This is a genomic window from Phenylobacterium glaciei, assembly GCF_016772415.1.
GTDB lineage: Bacteria > Pseudomonadota > Alphaproteobacteria > Caulobacterales > Caulobacteraceae > Phenylobacterium > Phenylobacterium glaciei.
The window spans coordinates 226691-244864 of the sequence record NZ_JAGSGD010000001.1; the positions used below are offsets into that span (position 1 = coordinate 226691).

The 18174-nt window shown below is 67.1% G+C and carries 16 protein-coding genes; 12 read left to right on the forward strand and 4 right to left on the reverse strand.

What is annotated here, in order from left to right:
- Positions 1–158: 158 nt before the first annotated feature.
- Positions 159–1652, forward strand: a complete 1494-nt coding sequence (locus JKL49_RS01105; protein WP_215337630.1) for a class I adenylate-forming enzyme family protein — start codon at positions 159–161, stop codon at positions 1650–1652.
- Between the two features lie 28 nt (positions 1653–1680).
- Here JKL49_RS01105 and JKL49_RS01110 read toward each other — a convergent pair whose 3' ends face one another.
- Entirely contained in the window at positions 1681–1887 is a 207-nt protein-coding gene (locus tag JKL49_RS01110) for a KTSC domain-containing protein (RefSeq protein ID WP_215337632.1), read from the reverse strand.
- A gap of 133 nt (positions 1888–2020) precedes the next feature.
- On the opposite strand from JKL49_RS01110, the gene JKL49_RS01115 reads away from it, so the two are divergent.
- The 8 genes from JKL49_RS01115 to JKL49_RS01150 all read left to right on the forward strand — a co-directional run bounded on the left by JKL49_RS01115 (position 2021) and on the right by JKL49_RS01150 (position 12563).
- On the forward strand, positions 2021–2428 hold the full coding sequence (locus JKL49_RS01115; RefSeq protein ID WP_215337634.1) for an MAPEG family protein: 408 nt from the start codon (positions 2021–2023) through the stop codon (positions 2426–2428).
- Positions 2429–2973: 545 nt separating this feature from the next.
- Complete coding sequence (locus JKL49_RS01120) at positions 2974–3504, forward strand: hypothetical protein (RefSeq protein WP_215337636.1); 531 nt, start codon at positions 2974–2976, stop codon at positions 3502–3504.
- 26 nt (positions 3505–3530) lie between these two features.
- The gene (locus JKL49_RS01125) at positions 3531–5540 is read left to right on the forward strand and encodes a TonB-dependent receptor plug domain-containing protein (RefSeq protein ID WP_215337638.1); all 2010 of its coding nucleotides are present in this window, start codon (positions 3531–3533) and stop codon (positions 5538–5540) included.
- Positions 5541–5755: 215 nt separating this feature from the next.
- Positions 5756–6388 carry a LysE family translocator gene (locus JKL49_RS01130; protein ID WP_215337640.1) on the forward strand — a complete coding sequence of 211 codons (633 nt, stop codon included), beginning with the start codon at positions 5756–5758 and terminating at the stop codon, positions 6386–6388.
- 781 nt (positions 6389–7169) lie between these two features.
- Positions 7170–7661 carry a hypothetical protein gene (locus JKL49_RS01135; protein ID WP_215337642.1) on the forward strand — a complete coding sequence of 164 codons (492 nt, stop codon included), beginning with the start codon at positions 7170–7172 and terminating at the stop codon, positions 7659–7661.
- Between the two features lie 26 nt (positions 7662–7687).
- Entirely contained in the window at positions 7688–9703 is a 2016-nt protein-coding gene (locus JKL49_RS01140) for a TonB-dependent receptor plug domain-containing protein (protein WP_215337644.1), read from the forward strand.
- Between the two features lie 55 nt (positions 9704–9758).
- Positions 9759–11711 (forward strand): HAMP domain-containing methyl-accepting chemotaxis protein, encoded by a 1953-nt coding sequence (locus JKL49_RS01145; protein WP_215337646.1) that lies wholly within the window; start codon positions 9759–9761, stop codon positions 11709–11711.
- A 267-nt stretch (positions 11712–11978) separates the two neighbouring features.
- Positions 11979–12563: a CC0125/CC1285 family lipoprotein gene (locus tag JKL49_RS01150; RefSeq protein ID WP_215337648.1), complete on the forward strand. Its 585-nt coding sequence runs from the start codon at positions 11979–11981 to the stop codon at positions 12561–12563.
- 154 nt (positions 12564–12717) lie between these two features.
- Here JKL49_RS01150 and JKL49_RS01155 read toward each other — a convergent pair whose 3' ends face one another.
- The 3 genes from JKL49_RS01155 to JKL49_RS01165 all read right to left on the reverse strand — a co-directional run bounded on the left by JKL49_RS01155 (position 12718) and on the right by JKL49_RS01165 (position 16296).
- Positions 12718–13950 carry an argininosuccinate synthase gene (locus tag JKL49_RS01155; protein ID WP_215337650.1) on the reverse strand — a complete coding sequence of 411 codons (1233 nt, stop codon included), beginning with the start codon at positions 13948–13950 and terminating at the stop codon, positions 12718–12720.
- A 64-nt stretch (positions 13951–14014) separates the two neighbouring features.
- Positions 14015–14377 carry a hypothetical protein gene (locus tag JKL49_RS01160; RefSeq protein ID WP_215337652.1) on the reverse strand — a complete coding sequence of 121 codons (363 nt, stop codon included), beginning with the start codon at positions 14375–14377 and terminating at the stop codon, positions 14015–14017.
- Positions 14377–16296, reverse strand: a complete 1920-nt coding sequence (locus JKL49_RS01165) for a potassium transporter Kup (protein ID WP_215337654.1) — start codon at positions 16294–16296, stop codon at positions 14377–14379. Before JKL49_RS01165 ends, JKL49_RS01160 begins: the two co-directional genes overlap by 1 nt.
- Positions 16297–16497: 201 nt before the next feature.
- Here JKL49_RS01165 and JKL49_RS01170 point away from each other — a divergent pair, with 201 nt between their 5' ends.
- Genes JKL49_RS01170 through JKL49_RS01180 form a run of 3 tightly spaced genes read left to right on the forward strand, consistent with a single transcriptional unit; the run spans position 16498 to position 18172 of the window.
- Positions 16498–17076, forward strand: a complete 579-nt coding sequence (locus JKL49_RS01170; protein ID WP_215337656.1) for a NifU family protein — start codon at positions 16498–16500, stop codon at positions 17074–17076.
- Entirely contained in the window at positions 17076–17720 is a 645-nt protein-coding gene (gene tsaB / locus JKL49_RS01175; RefSeq protein ID WP_215342635.1) for a tRNA (adenosine(37)-N6)-threonylcarbamoyltransferase complex dimerization subunit type 1 TsaB, read from the forward strand. The genes JKL49_RS01170 and tsaB overlap by 1 nt, the downstream gene beginning before the upstream one ends.
- Positions 17717–18172 (forward strand): GNAT family N-acetyltransferase, encoded by a 456-nt coding sequence (locus JKL49_RS01180; protein ID WP_215337658.1) that lies wholly within the window; start codon positions 17717–17719, stop codon positions 18170–18172. The genes tsaB and JKL49_RS01180 overlap by 4 nt, the downstream gene beginning before the upstream one ends.
- The last annotated feature ends 2 nt before the right edge of the window (positions 18173–18174 follow it).

Sequence of the window (18174 nt, forward strand, 5' to 3'; positions counted from 1 at the left end):
CTGCAGCCCCGGACCCCGACGCCCGCCTCCGCAAGGACGCGGGCGTTTTCATTCCGCCGACCCCGCTGGCCCAGACCGGGGGTGCACGGCGTTCACTGTCCACGCGCCATGTCACGCTATGATGGTCGCCTTCACGCCATCGCGCGTTCCGGTATCGCATGTTCGAACGATTGATCGCCTTCAACGCAGGCCAATTCCCTCAACGGGTCGCCTTGGCCCAGGCGCAGGACAGTTTCACCTTCGCGCGGATGGCCGCCGACATTGGCCGTTGCGCCAACTGGCTGGCCACCCTGAACCTGCCACCAGAGGGGCGGGCCTTGCTGCATATTCCCCACCCCTACGCCCATTGGATCGTGACGCTTGGGCTCGAACAGCATGGACTGATTACGGCCTCCACAGCCCTGGCCGGACAGATCGCCGGCGACGCGGCCCTGTTGCGCGCCGACCTGGTGTTCTCCAGCCAGGCGCCGGACAAGCCGTTAGACGTTCCCCTGCACCTCATCGATCAGCCCTGGATCGACGCCTTGGCGGACCAACCGGCCGCCTGGACGCGGAGCCGGCCCCCAGCGCCGCAGGATCCGTGCCGGATCATCGTCACCTCGGGCACCACCGGAGTCCCCAAGAAGATCCTGCTGACCCGGGCGATGATCGACGAGCGCATCCAGAACCTGATCATGGCCCAGATGTACGCCAGCCCCGACCTGGTGGCCGTCTCCACCATCGGGGTCGGCTCGGTGGGGGGCTTCCTCACCCGCCTGCGCTGTTGGGCTCAGGGGGGCGCAATGTACGAGCTCAGTTCCGGATCCAGCTGGGCGCAGGACCTGGCGACCCGCAAGATCACCCTGATCCGCCTGGCGCCCTTCCACCTTCAGGGCCTGCTCCGCGAGCTGCCTGAAGACTTCGCCCCCCAGCCCGGCCTGACCCTGGGCCTGATGGGTGGCTCGCTCTCTCCCGCCCTGGCCGCCGAGGCCCGCCGGCGCCTGACCGCGAATATCGTGGTCAACTACGGGTCCGCGGAGGCCGGCACGGTGGCCATCGGACGGCTGAATGAGCTGGGCGGAGCCGACGACGCGGCGGGCTTCCTCTGCCCCTGGGCTGAGATCGAGGTTCTCGGCCCGGACGGCTCGCGCCTGCCGCCAGGCCAGGTGGGAGAGCTTCGCCTCAGGGCTGGGGACCTTGCCGGCGGCTATCTTGACGATCCGGCGGCCACCGCCGAGATGTTCCGAGACGGCTGGTTCTGGCCGGGAGACCTGGGGGTGCTGTCTCCCGACGGGCTGCTGAAGGTGGTGGGCCGCACCAACGAGTTGCTGAACATCGGCGGCGCGAAATTCCTGGCCTCGCGCCTGGAGGCCCTGGTCTTGCGGGTAGAAGGGGTATCGGACGCTGGGGTGTTCCTTGCGCCCGACGCCGACGGCCTGGACATCCCGCACATTGCCTATGTGGCGGCCGGGGACCTGGACCTAACCCCCTTGAAGATTCTGGTGACCCGCGCGCTGGGAGGGCGTGACCCCCAGCTGATGCGCGTGGCGGAAATCCCCCGCAACGCCATGGCCAAGATCCAACGTGACGCACTCCGAGATCTGCACGCCGCATCGCAATCTGCGCGCAGTTCTGACCCTCGCCCAGGCGCGGAGCGGCCTGACCCTGCCTGACCTGAAGAAGGCTCGCCGCCGAGCCTGGTCAGGCCCGGATCTTGTTGTAGGGATATTGGTCGCGGATCTCGAAGGCGAAGAACTGCCCCTTCGAGTCGGCGTCGACAAAACTGCGGTGCACCTCCCCCGGCACGCCGACATAGACGTATTCGTCTCCATCAAGGAACCTGACGAACAGCTTGGCGCGGCCTTCGTCATAGCGGATATCGCTGATAGCGGCGGATTCGACCTGCATCCGGGACCTCCAAAGTCTCCGTTGACGACCTAAAACACCCCAGCCGTGGGGGATGGTTCCCGCCGACCTCGACGCGTGTCACCCTGAGGGACAAAGGCGGCGCGTCGCGCTGGCCAATTTTCGGGGGAAATCAATGCAACCGCACTACGAAGTCGCCATCGTCACCATCCTGGCCCTGCTCGTCTACCTCTGGATGGGGGTCCGGGTGGGGGGCGCCCGTAAAGTTTCCGGCATCGCCGCGCCGGCCATGCACGGCCATCCGCACCTGGAGCGCAACATCCGGGTCCACTACAACACCCTGGAATGGCTGCCCGTCTTCCTGGCCGGCCTGTGGCTGTTCGCCATCTACTGGGATGATCGCATCGCCGCCGCGGTAGGTCTGGTCTGGATTGTCGGACGCATCGTCTACGCCCTGGGCTATGTGGCCGATCCCGGCAAGCGCGAGGCGGGCTTCATGATCCAGGCCCTGGCCACCGCCGTCCTGCTGTTCGGGGCGCTCGGCCGCATCATCTGGATCATGGCCACCACCGGCACGGTCTAGGCGAAGGCGTCACGCCGGGCGCCCGCACCGCGCGCCCGGCGAATCGCTCTCGCGTACCCCCGAATCGCCCCGTAACGCCTATCCCGAGCCTGACGAAAGCCACCGACCAGGTCGGTGGGCTATACCCGGATCGGGGATATTCTCTCTCAAAATCAGTGGCTTAAGCCCTTTCAGGGGCCCTGCCTGCGCGGGTGCGACACTATGAACCTTCACAGTAGAATTTCACAACAGCGTCAGTTTCGAGCCGTGGCCCTACCCCGGTAGGGCTAGGTCGCCATGCGGCATGAGACCGGCAGCGATTGGAAAGTGGCAGGAGACGAAGCTGCGCCGCGCGTTGGAATTCAGGAAAAACAGCTTCATACCTCTAAGGAAAATAAGTAGTACCAAAAGCTATACTGTAACTTAACCAAATATTCTCGCTAATACATTCAGCAGTCACGGACCGTATCCTTTTACACAAGGGTCATTTTGTCGCAACGACTACCCAAGCGCCGCAAGGTTGCTATCCCCTTCTGTCATTCAGCCCGCCGGGCGAGGGGAGCACCATGTTCAACCGATACAAGAAACTTCTGCCAGCGGGGGCCCTGGTCCTGGCTTTGGCCGCGCCCATGGTCGGCCACGCCGACCCGGCCAAGGACCTGGCCGTCGCCGGCCGGGCCCTGACCTTCCTCGAGAACGGCCCCACGGGTAAGGCGGTCCTGGGCGTGGTCTTCGACCCGTCCAAGCCGGGCTCGGTGGCGGAGAAAAACGCCATCATGGCCACGCTCGGCGCGGGCTACGCGGCCGGGGCCGTGACCCTCACCGGCAAGCCCATCGAAGCCTCCGCTGTCGGGGGCGCCAGCGGCGTCACCGCCCTCTATGTCACCACCGGCGTCAGCTACGGGCCGGTCGGCGCCGCCGCCAAGGCCAAGAAGATCGTCACCATCGGATCAGACCCGGCCTGTGTGACGTCCGGCGCCTGCGTGATGGGCGTCTCCACCGACCCGAAGGTCGACATCACCGTTAACCGCGCGGCCGCCGCCGCCGTCGGCGCCACCTTCAAGGCCGCCTTCCGCATGATGATCAAGGAGGTCTGAGCCGAGCCGGCTTGGAACAAACCCACATGAAGAAGCAAATCCTTCTGGCCGGCGCCGCCGCCGGTCTGGCCCTGGCCGCCACCGCCGCCCAGGCGCAGTCCATCGACTACGGCTCGCTGGAGCAGCTGTTCAACGAACCGGTCACCACCTCGGCCACCGGCTCGCCGCAGCGGTCCACCGAGGCCCCGGTGGATATGACCATCATCAGCGCCGCCGACATCAAGCGCTCGGGCGCCACCGACATCCCGACCATCCTCAGCCGGGTGGCCGGGGTCGATATCCTGCCCTTCGCGGCCGGCGCCTCGGAGATCAGCGTGCGGGGCTATAACCAGTCACGTTCACCGCGCATGCTGGTCCTGATCAATGGCCGCCAGGTCTATCTCGACCACTTCGGCTATACCGACTGGCACACCCTGCCGGTCGCCCTGGAGGAGATCCGCCAGATCGAACTGGTGCGCGGTCCCAACAGCGCCCTGTTCGGGTTCAACGCCGTCTCCGGCGTGGTCAACATCATCACCTACAATCCGAAATTCGACGCCACTGACGTCGTTTCCGTCCAGGCCGGCAACCTTGGCTATAGCGCCGCCACGGTGGTGAAGACCCTCAAGCTCGGCGACAAGATCGCCGTGCGCGTCTCGGCGGGGACCGACAAGCAGGATGAGTGGGCCAACACCAACCCGGCCATCACCGCCGCCCAGCTCTCCGATCCCTGGGGTGTCCGCGCCGCCCTGGACGCCGTGGCCGAACTTTCGCCGAAGGCCGATCTGCGGGTCGAGGCCTCCTGGTCGAACTCGGGCCAGAGCGAGATGCTCTCGGGCTACACCTACGCCCGGCACCGGGTGCAGACCTCCTCGGGCAAGGTTTCCCTGGACGCCGACACCGGCTTTGGGACCATCCAGGCCCAGGCCTATGTGAACAAACTCGATTCCCGGGCCACGCCCCTGCACTACCAGAACACCATCGCCGTGGCCAAGGTGCAGGATCTGATCAAGATCGGCACGGCGCATACCCTCCGGCTTGGCCTCGAGTACCGCGACAACAAGGTCAATACGACGCCCGTCGAGGGCGCCGAGGTCGGGTACTCGGTCTGGGCCCCTTCGGTCATGTGGAACTGGGTGATCAACCCCAAGGTGTCGGTCACCTCCGCTGTGAGGTTCGACAGCCTGACCCTGCGCCGTTCGGGGACGTTCCCAGCCGGGATGCCGCGGAACCGAAATAGCGACTGGGACCGATCGATCGAGGAGGTCAGCCTCAATCTGGGCGCTGTGTTCGCCGCCACCGACCGCGACACCTTCCGGGCCACCTACGCCCGGGGCGTCCAGGCGCCGACCCTGGTGGAGCTGGGCTCGCGCCAGGTCTTCCCTACCACCGCGCCGCCGGTCGGCGTGGCCACGGTCGGCAACCCGACCCTGCAGCCGGCCATAGTCACCAGCTATGAGCTGACCTATGAACGCGCCCTGCCGGAACTCAACGCCCGGATCGGCGTCAAGGCGTTCGCGCAGCGCACCGAGGACGTCAAGAGCGGGGTCAGCAAGTTCCAGATCGACGTGCCGGCCACCGCCACGACCTACGCCGCCCTGACCTATCTCAACATCGGCGACTCGGAGATGAAGGGGGTCGAACTGTCAGCCTCCGGCCAACTTCAGGCGGGCTTCCGCTGGAGCGCCGACACCACCTATACCGACATCACCGACACGCCCGTCGCCGGTTACAGCCCTGTGCGCCGCCTGGTGGCCTTCGGCGACACCAGCCCCAAGTATCGCAGCAACCTGGCCCTTGGCTGGACCCACGGAAGCTGGACGGCGGACGGCTATCTGCATCGCGTCTCCAAGTTCAACTCCTATACCAGCAACCAGACCCTCGAGCCGGTGAAGGGGTACACGACCCTTGCCGGAAGAGTGGCCTATGAACGCGCCGACGGCGTCACCGTCTCGCTCAGCGGGCAGAACCTGCTGCGCGAACGGCAGGTCCTGGCCAAGACCACCGGGCTGCAAAGTGAACGCCGCATCCTGCTGTCCGTCAGCAAGACCTGGTGATCTGACGGCCGCCGCCGCCCTCCCAGGCGGCCGGCAGATCCCCGGCTGGACGCAGCCTCTCGGCCGCGTCCCCAAGGCTCCAGGGCTCCCCGCCCTGGAGCCCTTTTATTGCGCGCCGCGTGGGTTGCGGCCCCCGGACTCGCCGCGCCGGGCTTTCGCGGCGGCGGCGAAGCGGCTAGCTGGGCGCTGAACCCCATCGCCGCCGGCCCCGCCCCATGATCCTTCCCGTCGACCCCGCCCGCTACGCCACCTTCCTGGGGGTGATGGCGGTGATGGCGGTGACGCCGGGGCCCGCCAACGTCTTCGCCATCGCCATCGGGGCCGAGCGCGGCAAGCGCGCCGCCCTGATCGCCGTGGCCGGGATGAACAGCGCCACCCTGGTCTGGTTCGGGGTCGCGGCCCTGGGGCTGGGGGCCGCGGTCCTGGCCTTTCCGCAAGTCTTCCACCTGATCGCCTACGCCGGGGCGGCCTATGTCGCCTGGCTGGGGCTCAAGAGCCTGCTGGCGGCCCGCATCGAGACCCTGGGCGAGCTCAAGCCCGCCTCCATCCAGCCCAGCGCCCGCGCCTGGCGCGACGGGTTCACCGTGCAGATCTCCAATCCCAAGGCGATCCTGTTCTTCACCGCCGTCCTGCCGCCCTTCCTGGACCCGCACAGGCCCTTGGCCCCGCAGCTGGCCTGCTTCGCCTGCGGCACCATCGGCTTCGACGTGATCTCCATGAGCGCCTACGGGCTGGGCGGCGCGGCCCTGGCCCGGAAGATGGCGCAACCGCGCTTCCGGCGGGGCTTCCAGCTCGTCGTGGGGGTGCTGCTGATCACGGCGGCGGCGCTCATGGCCCTGCGCCACTAGAGTCAGACCGCTCCGTCAGGACGTCGGATCCCTAGGGGCGCCGCCACATCCCCGATCCGGGTATATCGCAGGAAATTCAGCGCCTTAAAGGCTGCGACAAACCGCCACCATGGTGGGTGCGACAAAAGGCTCCAAACCAGTAAGGTTAAGCTTCGGCGCCAGTTCTCAAGGGCAGCCCTACCGCGGTAGGGCCAAGGATAAAGACCGCTATCCAAGCTCAATTCCAGAGTTCATCGCAGGAAAAGTCGTATTCAAAATCATGTATTCGATGGTCATCCGCATTAATATTAGCCTCTATTCTGCGGTATTGCCGACTGAACAACACGAGCATATATTATAGTATTGCCGAATTATACACATAACCAGTCTGAATTACGACGCGTTTTGCCGCATCAGGTCAAAGCGCCTTAACTTCTATTTACCATTGAGATGTCCAGAACGGCCCTCGTTCAGCCCACGGTGGGCGAGGGGACGACGATGTCGGAACACGATGAAAACCTGATCGCGACTGGGGCCTTGGCTCCATCGATCCCCGCTGCGCGCTGGGCGGGTTCCGTGCAGGACCCCGCCGCCCGATCCCACACCTCCCCGTTCGGCCTCGCAGCCAAACGGCAGGCGCTGCTCCCGGTCCGCATGGCCGGGTGAAACTCCAAAACCCGCCCGCCGAGTGATCGGCGGCTTCCTTCCCGAACGAACCACCCACCGTCGCCAGAATGGCGCGGGACCAAGACAGAGGGGCTAAATGTCTATTTCAACGAAACACTTGCTGTCGGCGGGGGCCATGACCCTCGTCCTGGCGACGCCGATGGTCGGCCACGCCGACCCGGCCAAGGACCTGGCGGTCGCCGGCCGCGCCCTGACCTTCCTTGAGAACGGCCCCACGGGCCGGGCCGTGCTGGGGGTCGTGTTCGATCCGGGCAAGCCGGGATCCGTCGCCGAGAAGAACGCCATCATGGCGGCTCTGGGCGCGGGCTACGCGGCTGGCGCGGTCACCCTGACGGGTAAGCCCATCGAAGCCTCGGCCGTCGGCGGGGCCAGCGGCGTCGCCGCCCTCTACGTCACCACTGGTGTCGGTTACGGCCCGGTCGGCGCGGCGGGCAAGGCCAAGAAGCTGGTGACTATCGGGTCCGACCCGGCCTGCGTGAATTCCGGCGCCTGCGTCATGGGGGTCTCCACCGACCCGAAGGTCGACATCACCGTCAACCGCGCCGCCGCCGCCGCCGTGGGGGCCACCTTCAAGGCCGCCTTCCGCATGATGATCAAGGAGGTCTGAGCCGAACCGGCTTGGAACAAGCACCCATGAAAAAGCAATTTCTTCTGGCCGGCGCCGCCGCGGGCCTCGCGCTCGCCGCCTCCGCCGCCAACGCCCAGTCCATCGACTACGGCTCCCTGCAGGAGCTGTTCGGCGAGGCCGTCACCACCTCGGCCACCGGTTCGCCGCAGCGCTCCACCGAAGCCCCGGCCGACATGCAGATCATCTCGGCCGACGAGATTCGCCGCTCCGGCGAGACCAGCCTGCCCGGCATCCTGCAGCGGGCCGCCGGCATCGACGTGCTGAACCACTCCGCCGGACAGTCGGACGTGAACGTGCGTGGCTACAATCAGATCAGCTCGCCGCGCCTGCTGGTGCTGGTCAATGGCCGCCAAGTCTATCTCGACCACTACGGCCTGACCCAGTGGGCGGCGATCCCGGTGCAGCTGTCGGAAATCCGGCAGATCGAGGTGGTCAAGGGCCCCAACAGCGCCCTGTTCGGCTTCAACGCCGTCTCCGGCGTCGTCAACATCATCACTTACAATCCGAAGTTCGACGCGACCAACATCGTTACCGCCCATGCCGGCAATGGCGGCGCAACGGGCGGGTCGGCGGTCGCCACCTTCAAGCTGGGCGAGGCGATCTTCGGTCGGCTGTCGGCGGGCGGTGAATCGGCGGACGAATGGCGCGCCACCCGCGCCAGCCCGAAGAAGTCTGAGCTACATGATCCGAAGAGGGCCTCGGCCAACCTGGATCTGGTGGCCCAGCTGAACCCCAAGACCGAGCTGCGGATGGAAGGCTCCTGGTCGAACTCCCAGCAGGATTCGCTGACCGGCGGCGCCTACTACACCATCGCCAAGATGATCACGACCTCCGGCAAGGCGACTCTGACGTCTGAGACCGATTTTGGCTCGATTCAGGCCCAGGTCTACCAGAACAAGCTGAAGGTGAACTACAATCTGGTCGGCGGAATCCGGTGGGACAACACCATCACTGTCGCCAGCCTGCAGGATCTCTTCAAGATCGGCACCGCCCATACGGTGCGGCTGAGCGGGGAATTCCGCCATAACACGCTCAATGTCGCGCCCTATGGCGGCGCCGACGTCAGTTACGACGTCGCCGCCCTGTCAGGCATGTGGAACTGGCAGATCACCGACCAGTTCACCACCACCGCGGCGCTGCGTGTCGACAAGATGTCTCTGGACCGCAGCGGGGTCTTTGCGCCCCGCGCGCCCCAGGCCAACAATGGCCTCTGGAACCGCGACATCACCGAGACCAGCGCCAACGCCACGGCGGCCTGGCGGCCGACCAGCGCCGACACCTTCCGCCTGTCCTACGCCCGCGGCGTCCAGCCCCCGAGCCTGATCGAACTGGGTGGGATCCAGGCCCCCTACGCGATCGCGCCAGGCTTCACCATCGACTTGATCGGCAATCCGAACCTGCGACCGTCGATCGTGACCAATTACGAGTTGGCCTATGACCACGACTTCGCGCCTATCAAGGCCAAGCTGGGCGTGCGGCTGTTCGCCCAGGACTGGAAGGATATCAAGAGCGCCATCTCCACGGCGGGGCTGGATATCATGCCGACAGCCACCACCAATGGCGCGGCGACCTATATCAACGCCTCAGACTCCAAGCTGAAGGGCGCTGAACTGACCGCCTCCGGCCAGGTCACGCCGGAACTCGGCTGGCGGGCCGACTACACCTGGACGGACGTCAAGGACAGCTACTTCCCCGGGATCAATCCGCTGAACCGCCGCGTGGCCTTCGCCCGCACGACCCCTTCGGGCCGCGGCAACCTGGGCATGGATTGGGAAAAGGCCGGCTGGGAAGCCGACGCCAACCTGCACTATGTCGGCGACTATGACGGCTGGGATGTGGTTTCGGGCACGCTGACCCCGGTCAAGGCCTATGCCAGCCTCTCGGCCCGCCTCGGCCGCCAGCTCGACAACGGCCTGACCCTTGCCATCTCGGGCCAGAACCTGACCAGCGCCCGTCAGAAGCAGACCGGCGGCCTTGAAGCCGAGCGCCGGGTTCTCTTCACCGTCAGCAAGACCTGGTGAGCCAAGCCGACCCCGCCGCGCCGCGGCGGGGTCACGCTTCCTTCGGAGAATTGAGATGAAGACCTTCCGCCTCGCCGACCTCTCACTCGTGGTGAAGATGGCGTTCGCTCCTGCCTTCGCCGTGCTCATGCTGGCCCTGGTGGCCGGCGGGGCTGTCTGGAGCCAGCAGCAACAGTCCAGGGCCATCGACCGCATCGTGTCCCAGGACATGGCCGTCAGCCTTGACCTGGCGCGCATCTCCAAGCGCATCACCGCGGTGCACGGCGACCTCTACCTGCTGATGACCCACACGGCGGCCACCCCGGGGACCGACCCCACCGCCCAGCTGCAGAAGCTGATGACCGACGTGGATTCCATCAAGGCCGACCTCGGCAAGCTCAAGGGCAAGATGCCGCCCGCCGAGCAGAAGCGTTTCGACTCGCTGATCAAGGACCTGACCGACTATCGCGGCGGGATCGAGGTTGTGGGCTCCATGCTGGGCATCGACTTCGCCACCGCCGCGGCCTTCGTCGAACCCTTCGAGGTTCAGTACAACCGCATGACCGAGACCCTGGATGGCGCCACGGCGCTCGTCCAGAAGGAAGCCAAGGCGCACGCCAAGGCCAGCGCCGACGAGGCCGCCATGACCGGAAAGCTGGCGATGGGCGGGGCGCTCATCACGCTGCTGGCGGTCGCCGGGATCTCGATCGCCACCATCCTGGGGGTCAAGCGGGCCATTCAGGGCATCGCCGGCGCCACCGAGAAGCTGGCCGCCGGGGACAACCAGCAGGACCTGGACAAGATCGCCCGCGGGGACGAGCTGGGGGCCATTGTCGGCTCCCTGGGGGTCTTCCGCGACAACCAGCTGCGCCTCACCGCCATGCGCGAGGAGCAGGAAGCCATGGCCACCCGTGAACAGGCGACCCGGGCCCAGGCGGAAAAGGAACGGGCCGACACCCAGGCCGCCCAGGCCGCGGTCGTCAGCACCCTGGCCGATGGCCTGTCGCGCCTGAGCCAAGGCGACCTGACCCACTCCATCAACCAGGCCTTCCCCGAGGAATACGAGGCCCTGCGCTCTGACTTCAACGCCGCGGTCGACAAGCTGCGGGAGGCGATGCAGGTCATCGTCGCCACCAGCTCGCAGATCGGCTCCAGCTCCGAGGAGATCGCCGGCGCCTCCGACGACCTCTCGCGGCGCACCGAGCAGCAGGCCGCCAGCCTGGAGGAAACCGCCGCCGCCCTCGACGAGATCACCGCCACGGTGAAGAAGTCCGCGGAAGGCGCCAGCCACGCCCGGGCGGTGGTGCAGACCGCCAAGACCGGCGCGGCGGACGGCGGCGATATCGTCCGCCAGGCCGTCCTGGCCATGGGCGAGATCGAGAAGTCCTCCACCCAGATCAGCCAGATCATCGGGGTGATCGACGAGATCGCCTTCCAGACCAACCTGCTGGCCTTGAACGCCGGGGTCGAGGCCGCCCGGGCCGGGGAAGCCGGCAAGGGCTTCGCCGTCGTCGCCTCCGAGGTCCGGGCGCTCGCCCAGCGCTCGGCGGAAGCGGCCAAGGAGATCAAGGCCCTGATCAGCGCCTCGTCGACCCAGGTCGGCTCAGGAGTACAACTGGTCGGCAAGACCGGTCAGGCCCTGGAGATGCTGGTGGCCCAGGTCGATGAGATCGACGGCCTGGTGGGGGAGATCGCGGCCTCGGCCAAGGAACAGGCTGTCGGCCTCAACGAGGTCAACGCCGCGGTCAACAAGATGGACCAGGTGACCCAGCAGAACGCCGCCATGGTGGAGCAATCCACCGCCGCGGCCCACGCCCTGAACGGCGAGGCCACCGAGCTGCGCCGGCTGATGGGCGACTTCCGCACGGGCGCCGAGAGCGCTCCGCCGCGGGCGTCGCGGCCCCAGGCGGCCGGACCGGGCTCGCGTCCCGCGGCCTCCCCGCCGCGCCGGATGGCCGAGAAGATCCGCGCCAACTTCGGCGGCGCTGCGGCCACCCAGCACAAGACCCAGGACTGGGAGGAATTCTGATCCCTACTTTGAGCAGGAGCCCTTCCAACGGGTCAGATGATTTCATCTGACCCTGAGGCTCTGGTCTGACGAGATCCTGACCCGGCGCTCCCCAGCGTCGGTGCGGGTTTCCTCCCCCGAGGAAAAACCTGGGGCGCGCCTGATTCAAGACAGGCGCGCCCCGACTTTTTCGCATTTCGACTTTGACATCAAACCCTTGGCGGCAACCAAAATAAAGCCCATCTGTTCGGCTGGTATGTTCCAGACGCTTCACTAGGGCCCACAGACATGACCCGCCGATATGCCGCCCTCGCCGCCAGCGCCTTGCTGCTGGCCACGCTCGGGGCCTGCGCCACCGCCACCCCCTACCAGCCCAATGTCCGCGGCCAGGCCACCTCTGGGGGCTTCTCCGAGGTGCGCCTGGAGGCCGACCGCTTCCGGGTGAACTTCGCCGGCAACAGCCTGACCTCGCGCGAGACGGTGGAGGGCTATCTGCTTTACCGCTCGGCCGAGCTGACGGTGGCCCAGGGCTATGACTGGTTCTCGGTGGTGGACCGCCAGACCGACCGCGACGCGCGGACCTATGTCGAGCCCGATCCCTTCTACCGGCCCTGGTACGGCCCCAGCTACGGCTTCTGGCGTCCGTCCTGGCGCTACTACGGCGCGGGCTACGGCTGGCGCTCCTGGGATCCCTTCTTCGGCGACCCCTTCTGGGGCGACCGCATGGACGTCCGCACCGTGGAGAAGTTCGAGGCCAGCGCGGAAGTGGTGATGCACAAGGGCGCCAAGCCCGAAGGCGACACCCACGCCTTCGATGCCCGCGCGGTGATGGACAACCTCGGCCCTAGGGTCCTGCGCCCGGCCCAGCCCTAAGCCACAACGTCATCGTCATCCCCGGGCTTGTCCCGGGGACCCATGATCTCCGCCGCGACGCAGGATTTGCGGCGGGCGTCGTGGAGGCTTGCTGAATCTCGGAGATCATGGATGGCCGGGACAAGCCCGGCCATGACGATCCCAAGGATAGGGGCTAGCCCTTGACGCGCTTGTCCCGCTTGGCGGCGACCCGCAGGCGCAGGGCGTTGAGCTTGATGAAGCCCGAGGCGTCGTTGTGGTCGTAGGCGACCTTGCCCTCCTCGAAGGTGACCAGGTCCTGGTCGTAGAGGGAGTAGGGGCTGGTGCGGCCGATGATGGTGGTGTTGCCCTTGTAGAGCTTCACCGTCACCTGGCCGTTGACCATGGCCTGGCTGTGGTCGATGGCGGCCTGCAGCATCTCGCGCTCCGGCGTGAACCAGAAGCCGTTGTAGATGAGCTCCGCATAGCGCGGCATCAGCTCGTCCTTCAGGTGCATGGACCCGCGGTCCAGGGTGATGGACTCGATGCCCCGGTGGGCGGCCAGCAGGATCGTGCCGCCGGGCGTCTCGTAGACACCGCGAGACTTCATGCCGACATAGCGGTTCTCCACCAGGTCCAGCCGGCCGACGCCGTTGGCGTAGCCCAGCTCGTTGAGCTTGGTGAGCAGGGTAGCGGGGCTCATTTTTACGCCGTCGATGGCGGTGGGGTCGCCCTTCTCGAAGTCCATCGTGAACACGGTGGCCTTATCGGGGGCGTCCTCCGGAGCGATGGTGCGCATATAGACGAACTCGGGCGCCTCGACCGCCGGGTCCTCCAGCACCTTACCTTCGGAGGAGGAGTGCAGCAGGTTGGCGTCGACGCTGAAGGGCGCCTCGCCGCGCTTGTCCTTGGCGATCTGGATCTGGTGCTGCTCGGCGAACTCCAGCAGGGCCTCGCGGCTCTTGAAGTCCCACTCCCGCCAGGGGGCGATCACGTGGATGTCCGGCTCCAGGGCGTAATAGGCCACCTCGTAGCGGACCTGGTCGTTGCCCTTGCCGGTGGAGCCGTGGCTGACGGCGTCGGCCCCCATCTTGCGGGCGATCTCGATCTGCTTCTGGGCGATCAGCGGCCGGGCGATGGAGGTGCCCAGCAGGTACTGGCCCTCATAGACGGTGTTGGCGCGGAACATCGGGAACACGAAGTCGCGCACGAACTCCTCGCGCACGTCCTCGATGAAGATGTTCTCGGGCTTCACCCCGGCGGCCAGCGCCTTGGCCCGCGCGGGTTCCAGTTCCTCGCCCTGGCCGAGATCGGCGGTGAAGGTGATGACCTCCGCCCCGTACTCGGTCTGCAGCCACTTCAGGATGATCGAGGTGTCCAGCCCGCCGGAATAGGCCAGGACGACTTTCTTGATCGCGGGCTTGGACATGGGCGTGCGGACTTTCGGCAGGAAATGGACGTCGCGGGCGTATAGGGGCCAAAGGCCCGCCGTATCAAGGCTTGAGCGCGCCTTCACTCTGCAGCAAGTCCATGGCCGCCTTCAGCCAGCGCAGGTGGCCGATGGTGATCAGGGCCGCGGCGGTCGCCCGCACGCCGAACAGGATCACCGCCTGCTCCATGTTGGCCGCGGCGTTGCGATTGAAGGCCACCAGCCCCAGACCGAGGACAAAGGCCGCCGCGGGGATCAGCAGCAGGGCGATGTTGCGCTTCAGCCGGAAGGTCGGCGCGCCGCTGAGGGCGAACTGCAGGGGCACCCGGGTCTCGGGGTCGATCCGTCGCCAGGCCGCCAGGGTGGCCGAGGCCATGATCGACATGGCGATGATCCACAGGGCGTCGCCGACGAGGGACAGCAGCATCAGACGGTCACCTGGGTTCCGAGCTCGACCACGCGGCCGGGGGGAATCTTGTAGAAGTCGGTAGGGTTGGCGGCGTTGCGCATCAGGAAGATGAACAGCTTGTCCTGCCAGAGCGGCATGCCGCTCTGGGCCGAGGCCACCACCGAGCGGCGGCCGAGGAAGAAGCTGGTGGCCATGATGTCGAACTTCAGGCCGAGCTTGCGGCAGAGACCGAGCGCCTTGGGCAGGTTGGGGCTCTCCATGAAGCCGTAGTTGATCGTGACCCGCTTGAAGTCATCGTTGATCGGCGTGATCTCCACGCGGTTGGCTTCCTTGACCCGCGGGGTCTCGGCGGTGTGGACCGTCAGGATGATGTTCTTCTCGTGCAGCACCTTGTTGTGCTTGAGATTATGCATGAGCGCGACCGGAGCCATGTCGGGGTCTGAGGTCAGGAAGATCGCCGTGCCGGGCGCCCGGTGCGGGGCGCGGGCCTTGAGGATTTCCGACAGTTCCAGCAGCGGCACGGAGTCGCGGCGGGTCTTGTCGGTGAGGATCTGGGCGCCGCGGGTCCAGGTCCACATGATGATCACCAGGGCCAGGCCCAGCACCAGGGGCAGCCAGGCCCCCTGCGGGATCTTCAGCAGGTTCGAGGAGATGAAGGTGACGTCCAGGGCGCCGAAGCCGATGGCCGCCAGCCAGGCCTGCCAGGTCGGCCGCTTCCACATGTGCTTGATGATCACGAAGAACAGCAGGGTGTCGACGAACATCGCCCCGGTCACCGCGATGCCGTAGGCGGCCGCCAGGTTGGAGGAGTTGCGGAAGGTGAACAGCAGCACCAGCACCCCGATCATCAGGATGGTGTTGACCTGGGGCACGAAGATCTGGCCGGCCTGGGTCTCGCTGGTGCGGCGGATGTCGATGCGCGGGAACAGGCCCAGCTGCACCGCCTGCTGGGTCATGGAGAAGGCGCCGGTGATCACCGCCTGGCTGGCGATGACGGTGGCCGCCGTCGCCAGCAGCAGCACCGGCCAGTAGATGACCTCGGGGATCATCGCGAAGAACGGATTGGCCCGGGCCGCCGGATGGGCCAGCACCAGGGCGCCCTGGCCCAGATAGTTCAGCAGCAGGGACGGCAGGACCAGGATCACCCAGGCGGCCTGGATCGGCTTCTTCCCGAAGTGGCCCATGTCGGCATAGAGGGCCTCGGCCCCGGTCACAGCCAGGAAGACGCTGCCCAGGATGATGAAGCCCAGCAGGCCGTTGTCCCACAGGAAGATCAGCCCGTAGTGCGGCAGAAGGGCGCGGAAGATCGAGGGGTCCTCGATGATGTGGTAGATGCCCAGGCCGGCCAGGACCAGGAACCACAGGGCGGTGATCGGCCCGAAGAACTTGGCGATGCTGGTGGTGCCCTTGGCCTGGACCATGAACAGGGCCACCAGGATGGCCGCCGAGATCGGCACCACGAAGGGCGCCATCCTGTGGCCGACGCCCGGCGCGTCCTTCAGGCCCTCGATGGCCGAGAGCACCGACACCGCCGGGGTGATGATGCCGTCGCCATAGAACAGCGCCGCGCCGATCACGCCCAGGAAGAACACCGCCGTCGAACGGCGGCCGAGGGAACGTTGGGCGAGCGCCATCAGGGCGAGCGTCCCGCCCTCGCCCTTGTTGTCGGCGCGCATCAGGAAGACGACGTACTTGATGGTGACGATGAGGATCAGCGCCCAGGTCACCAGGGACACGACGCCCAGCACCGCGATCTCGTTGGAGACGGTGCCCCGGGTGTGGTGCAGCGCCTCGCGCATCGCGTAGAGCGGGCTGGTGCCGATGTCGCCGAACACCACGCCGATCGCCCCCAGCGCCAGGGCGCGGAAGCTCTCCTTGTGGGGGGCGTGCAGCGAATCCTCCGTCGCCTCAGTGGCGACGCTGGCCGGATCAGCCATCCAAAGTCTCCGGGACCGAAAAAGCGGCGCCCTTGGTCGGCACGATGCCGTTGTGCGGCGGGCGCGATACACCCTTTCCCGCCGCCGTTCAATCGCAGCTTGACGCCCTCATGCGGCGGCTGGTCGCGATCTGAACGCCCGCGAGGGTCCACAGGTTCGCCAAAGCTTGCGCATTGCCTGTTCTAACGCCACATCTGGCCCATGTTCATCCAGACCGAACCCACCCCGAACCCCGAGGTCCTGAAGTTCCTGCCCGGACAAACAGTCCTCGCCGAGGGCTCGCGGGACTTCCGCAGTCCGCTTGAGGCCGAGGCCTCGCCGCTGGCCTCAGACCTCTTCGACATCGACGGCGTCGATCGGGTGTTCTTCGGCAACGACTTCGTCACGGTGGGCAAGGCGCCCGACGCCGACTGGCCGCACCTGAAGGCGCCGGTCCTGGCCGCCATCATGGATCACTTCGCCTCGGGCCGGCCGCTGTTCACGGTGGCCGCTGATGCCGAGAGCGGCGGCCATGACGACGAGACCGTCTACGACGCCGACACCGCCCAGGTGGTGGCCGAGATCAAGGATCTACTGGACACTCGAATTCGTCCGGCCGTGGCCCAGGACGGCGGCGACATCCTGTTCAACCGCTTCGAGCCCGACACCGGTGTCGTGTGGCTGCACATGCGCGGCGCCTGCTCGGGCTGTCCGTCCTCCTCGGCCACCCTGAAGGCCGGGGTCGAGAACATGCTCAAGCACTATGTGCCCGAGGTCACCCGGGTCGAGCAGACCCTCTGATCCTGCTGGCTATCGATACCTGCCTGGGCGCCTGCTCGGCCGCCGTCCTCGACGGCGTGCGTGTGCTGGCGTCCCGCGTCGAGCCCATGGCCCGGGGCCACCAGGAACGGCTCGCGCCGCTGGTGGCGGAGGTCATGGCGGAAGCCGGCGTTGAATTTTCCCAGCTTGAACGGGTCGGCGTCACCGTCGGTCCCGGCTCCTTCACCGGCCTGCGGGTCGGTCTCGCCTTCGCCAAGGGCCTGGGCGCGGCGCTCTCTATTCCCGTCATCGGGGTCGGCGTGCTGGAGGCCCTGGCCCAGCCGCTTACCGGAACCGTCTTCGCCGTCCTCGACGCCAAGCGTGACCAGGTCTACCTGCAGGCCTTCGCCGACGGCGTGGCGGTCAGCGCGCCGGACGCCCTGCCGCTGGGAACCGCCGCCGCGCGGCTGGCGGAACTTTTTGGCGCGGGCGACGTGACCCTGGTGGGGTCCGGCGCGGCCCTGGTTTGCGACCTGCTGCCGGGCGCCATCCTTGTCGCGGCCGACCACGCCGATCCGGTGGCTGTGGCCCAGATCGCCGCCGGCCGTCCCGCGGTTCCGCCTCGCCCCCTCTATCTCCGCGCCCCCGACGCCAAGCTGCCGGGCGGCCGTGACCTGCCGGCATGAAGCTCCGCGCCGCCGAAGAGGCCGACCTCGAGGCCCTGTCGGCGGTGCATCGCCGCGCCTTCACCCCCGGCTGGGGGCCTGAGGAGATCGCCGACCTGGCCAGCGGCCCCGGCGCCTTCGGCCTGATCGTGGAAGCCGAAACCCCGCTGGGCATGATCCTCTGTCGAGCCCTGGCCGGGGAGGCCGAGGTCCTGACCCTGGCCGTCGATCCCGCCGCCCGGCGCCAGGGGGTGGCCCGCGCCCTGGTGGCCGCCGCCGCCATTACCGCGCGGGCGGCAGGCGCGGCGGCGATGTTCCTGGAGGTGGCCGTGGACAACGACCCAGCCATCGCCCTGTACGAGGCCCACGGTTTTGTTCGCGCCGGCCGGCGGCCAAGCTATTATGATCGCGGTGGCGGCATCTATGTGGACGCGGCCGTCATGCGTCTCGACCTTGGCGGCACGTCCCTCTAGAC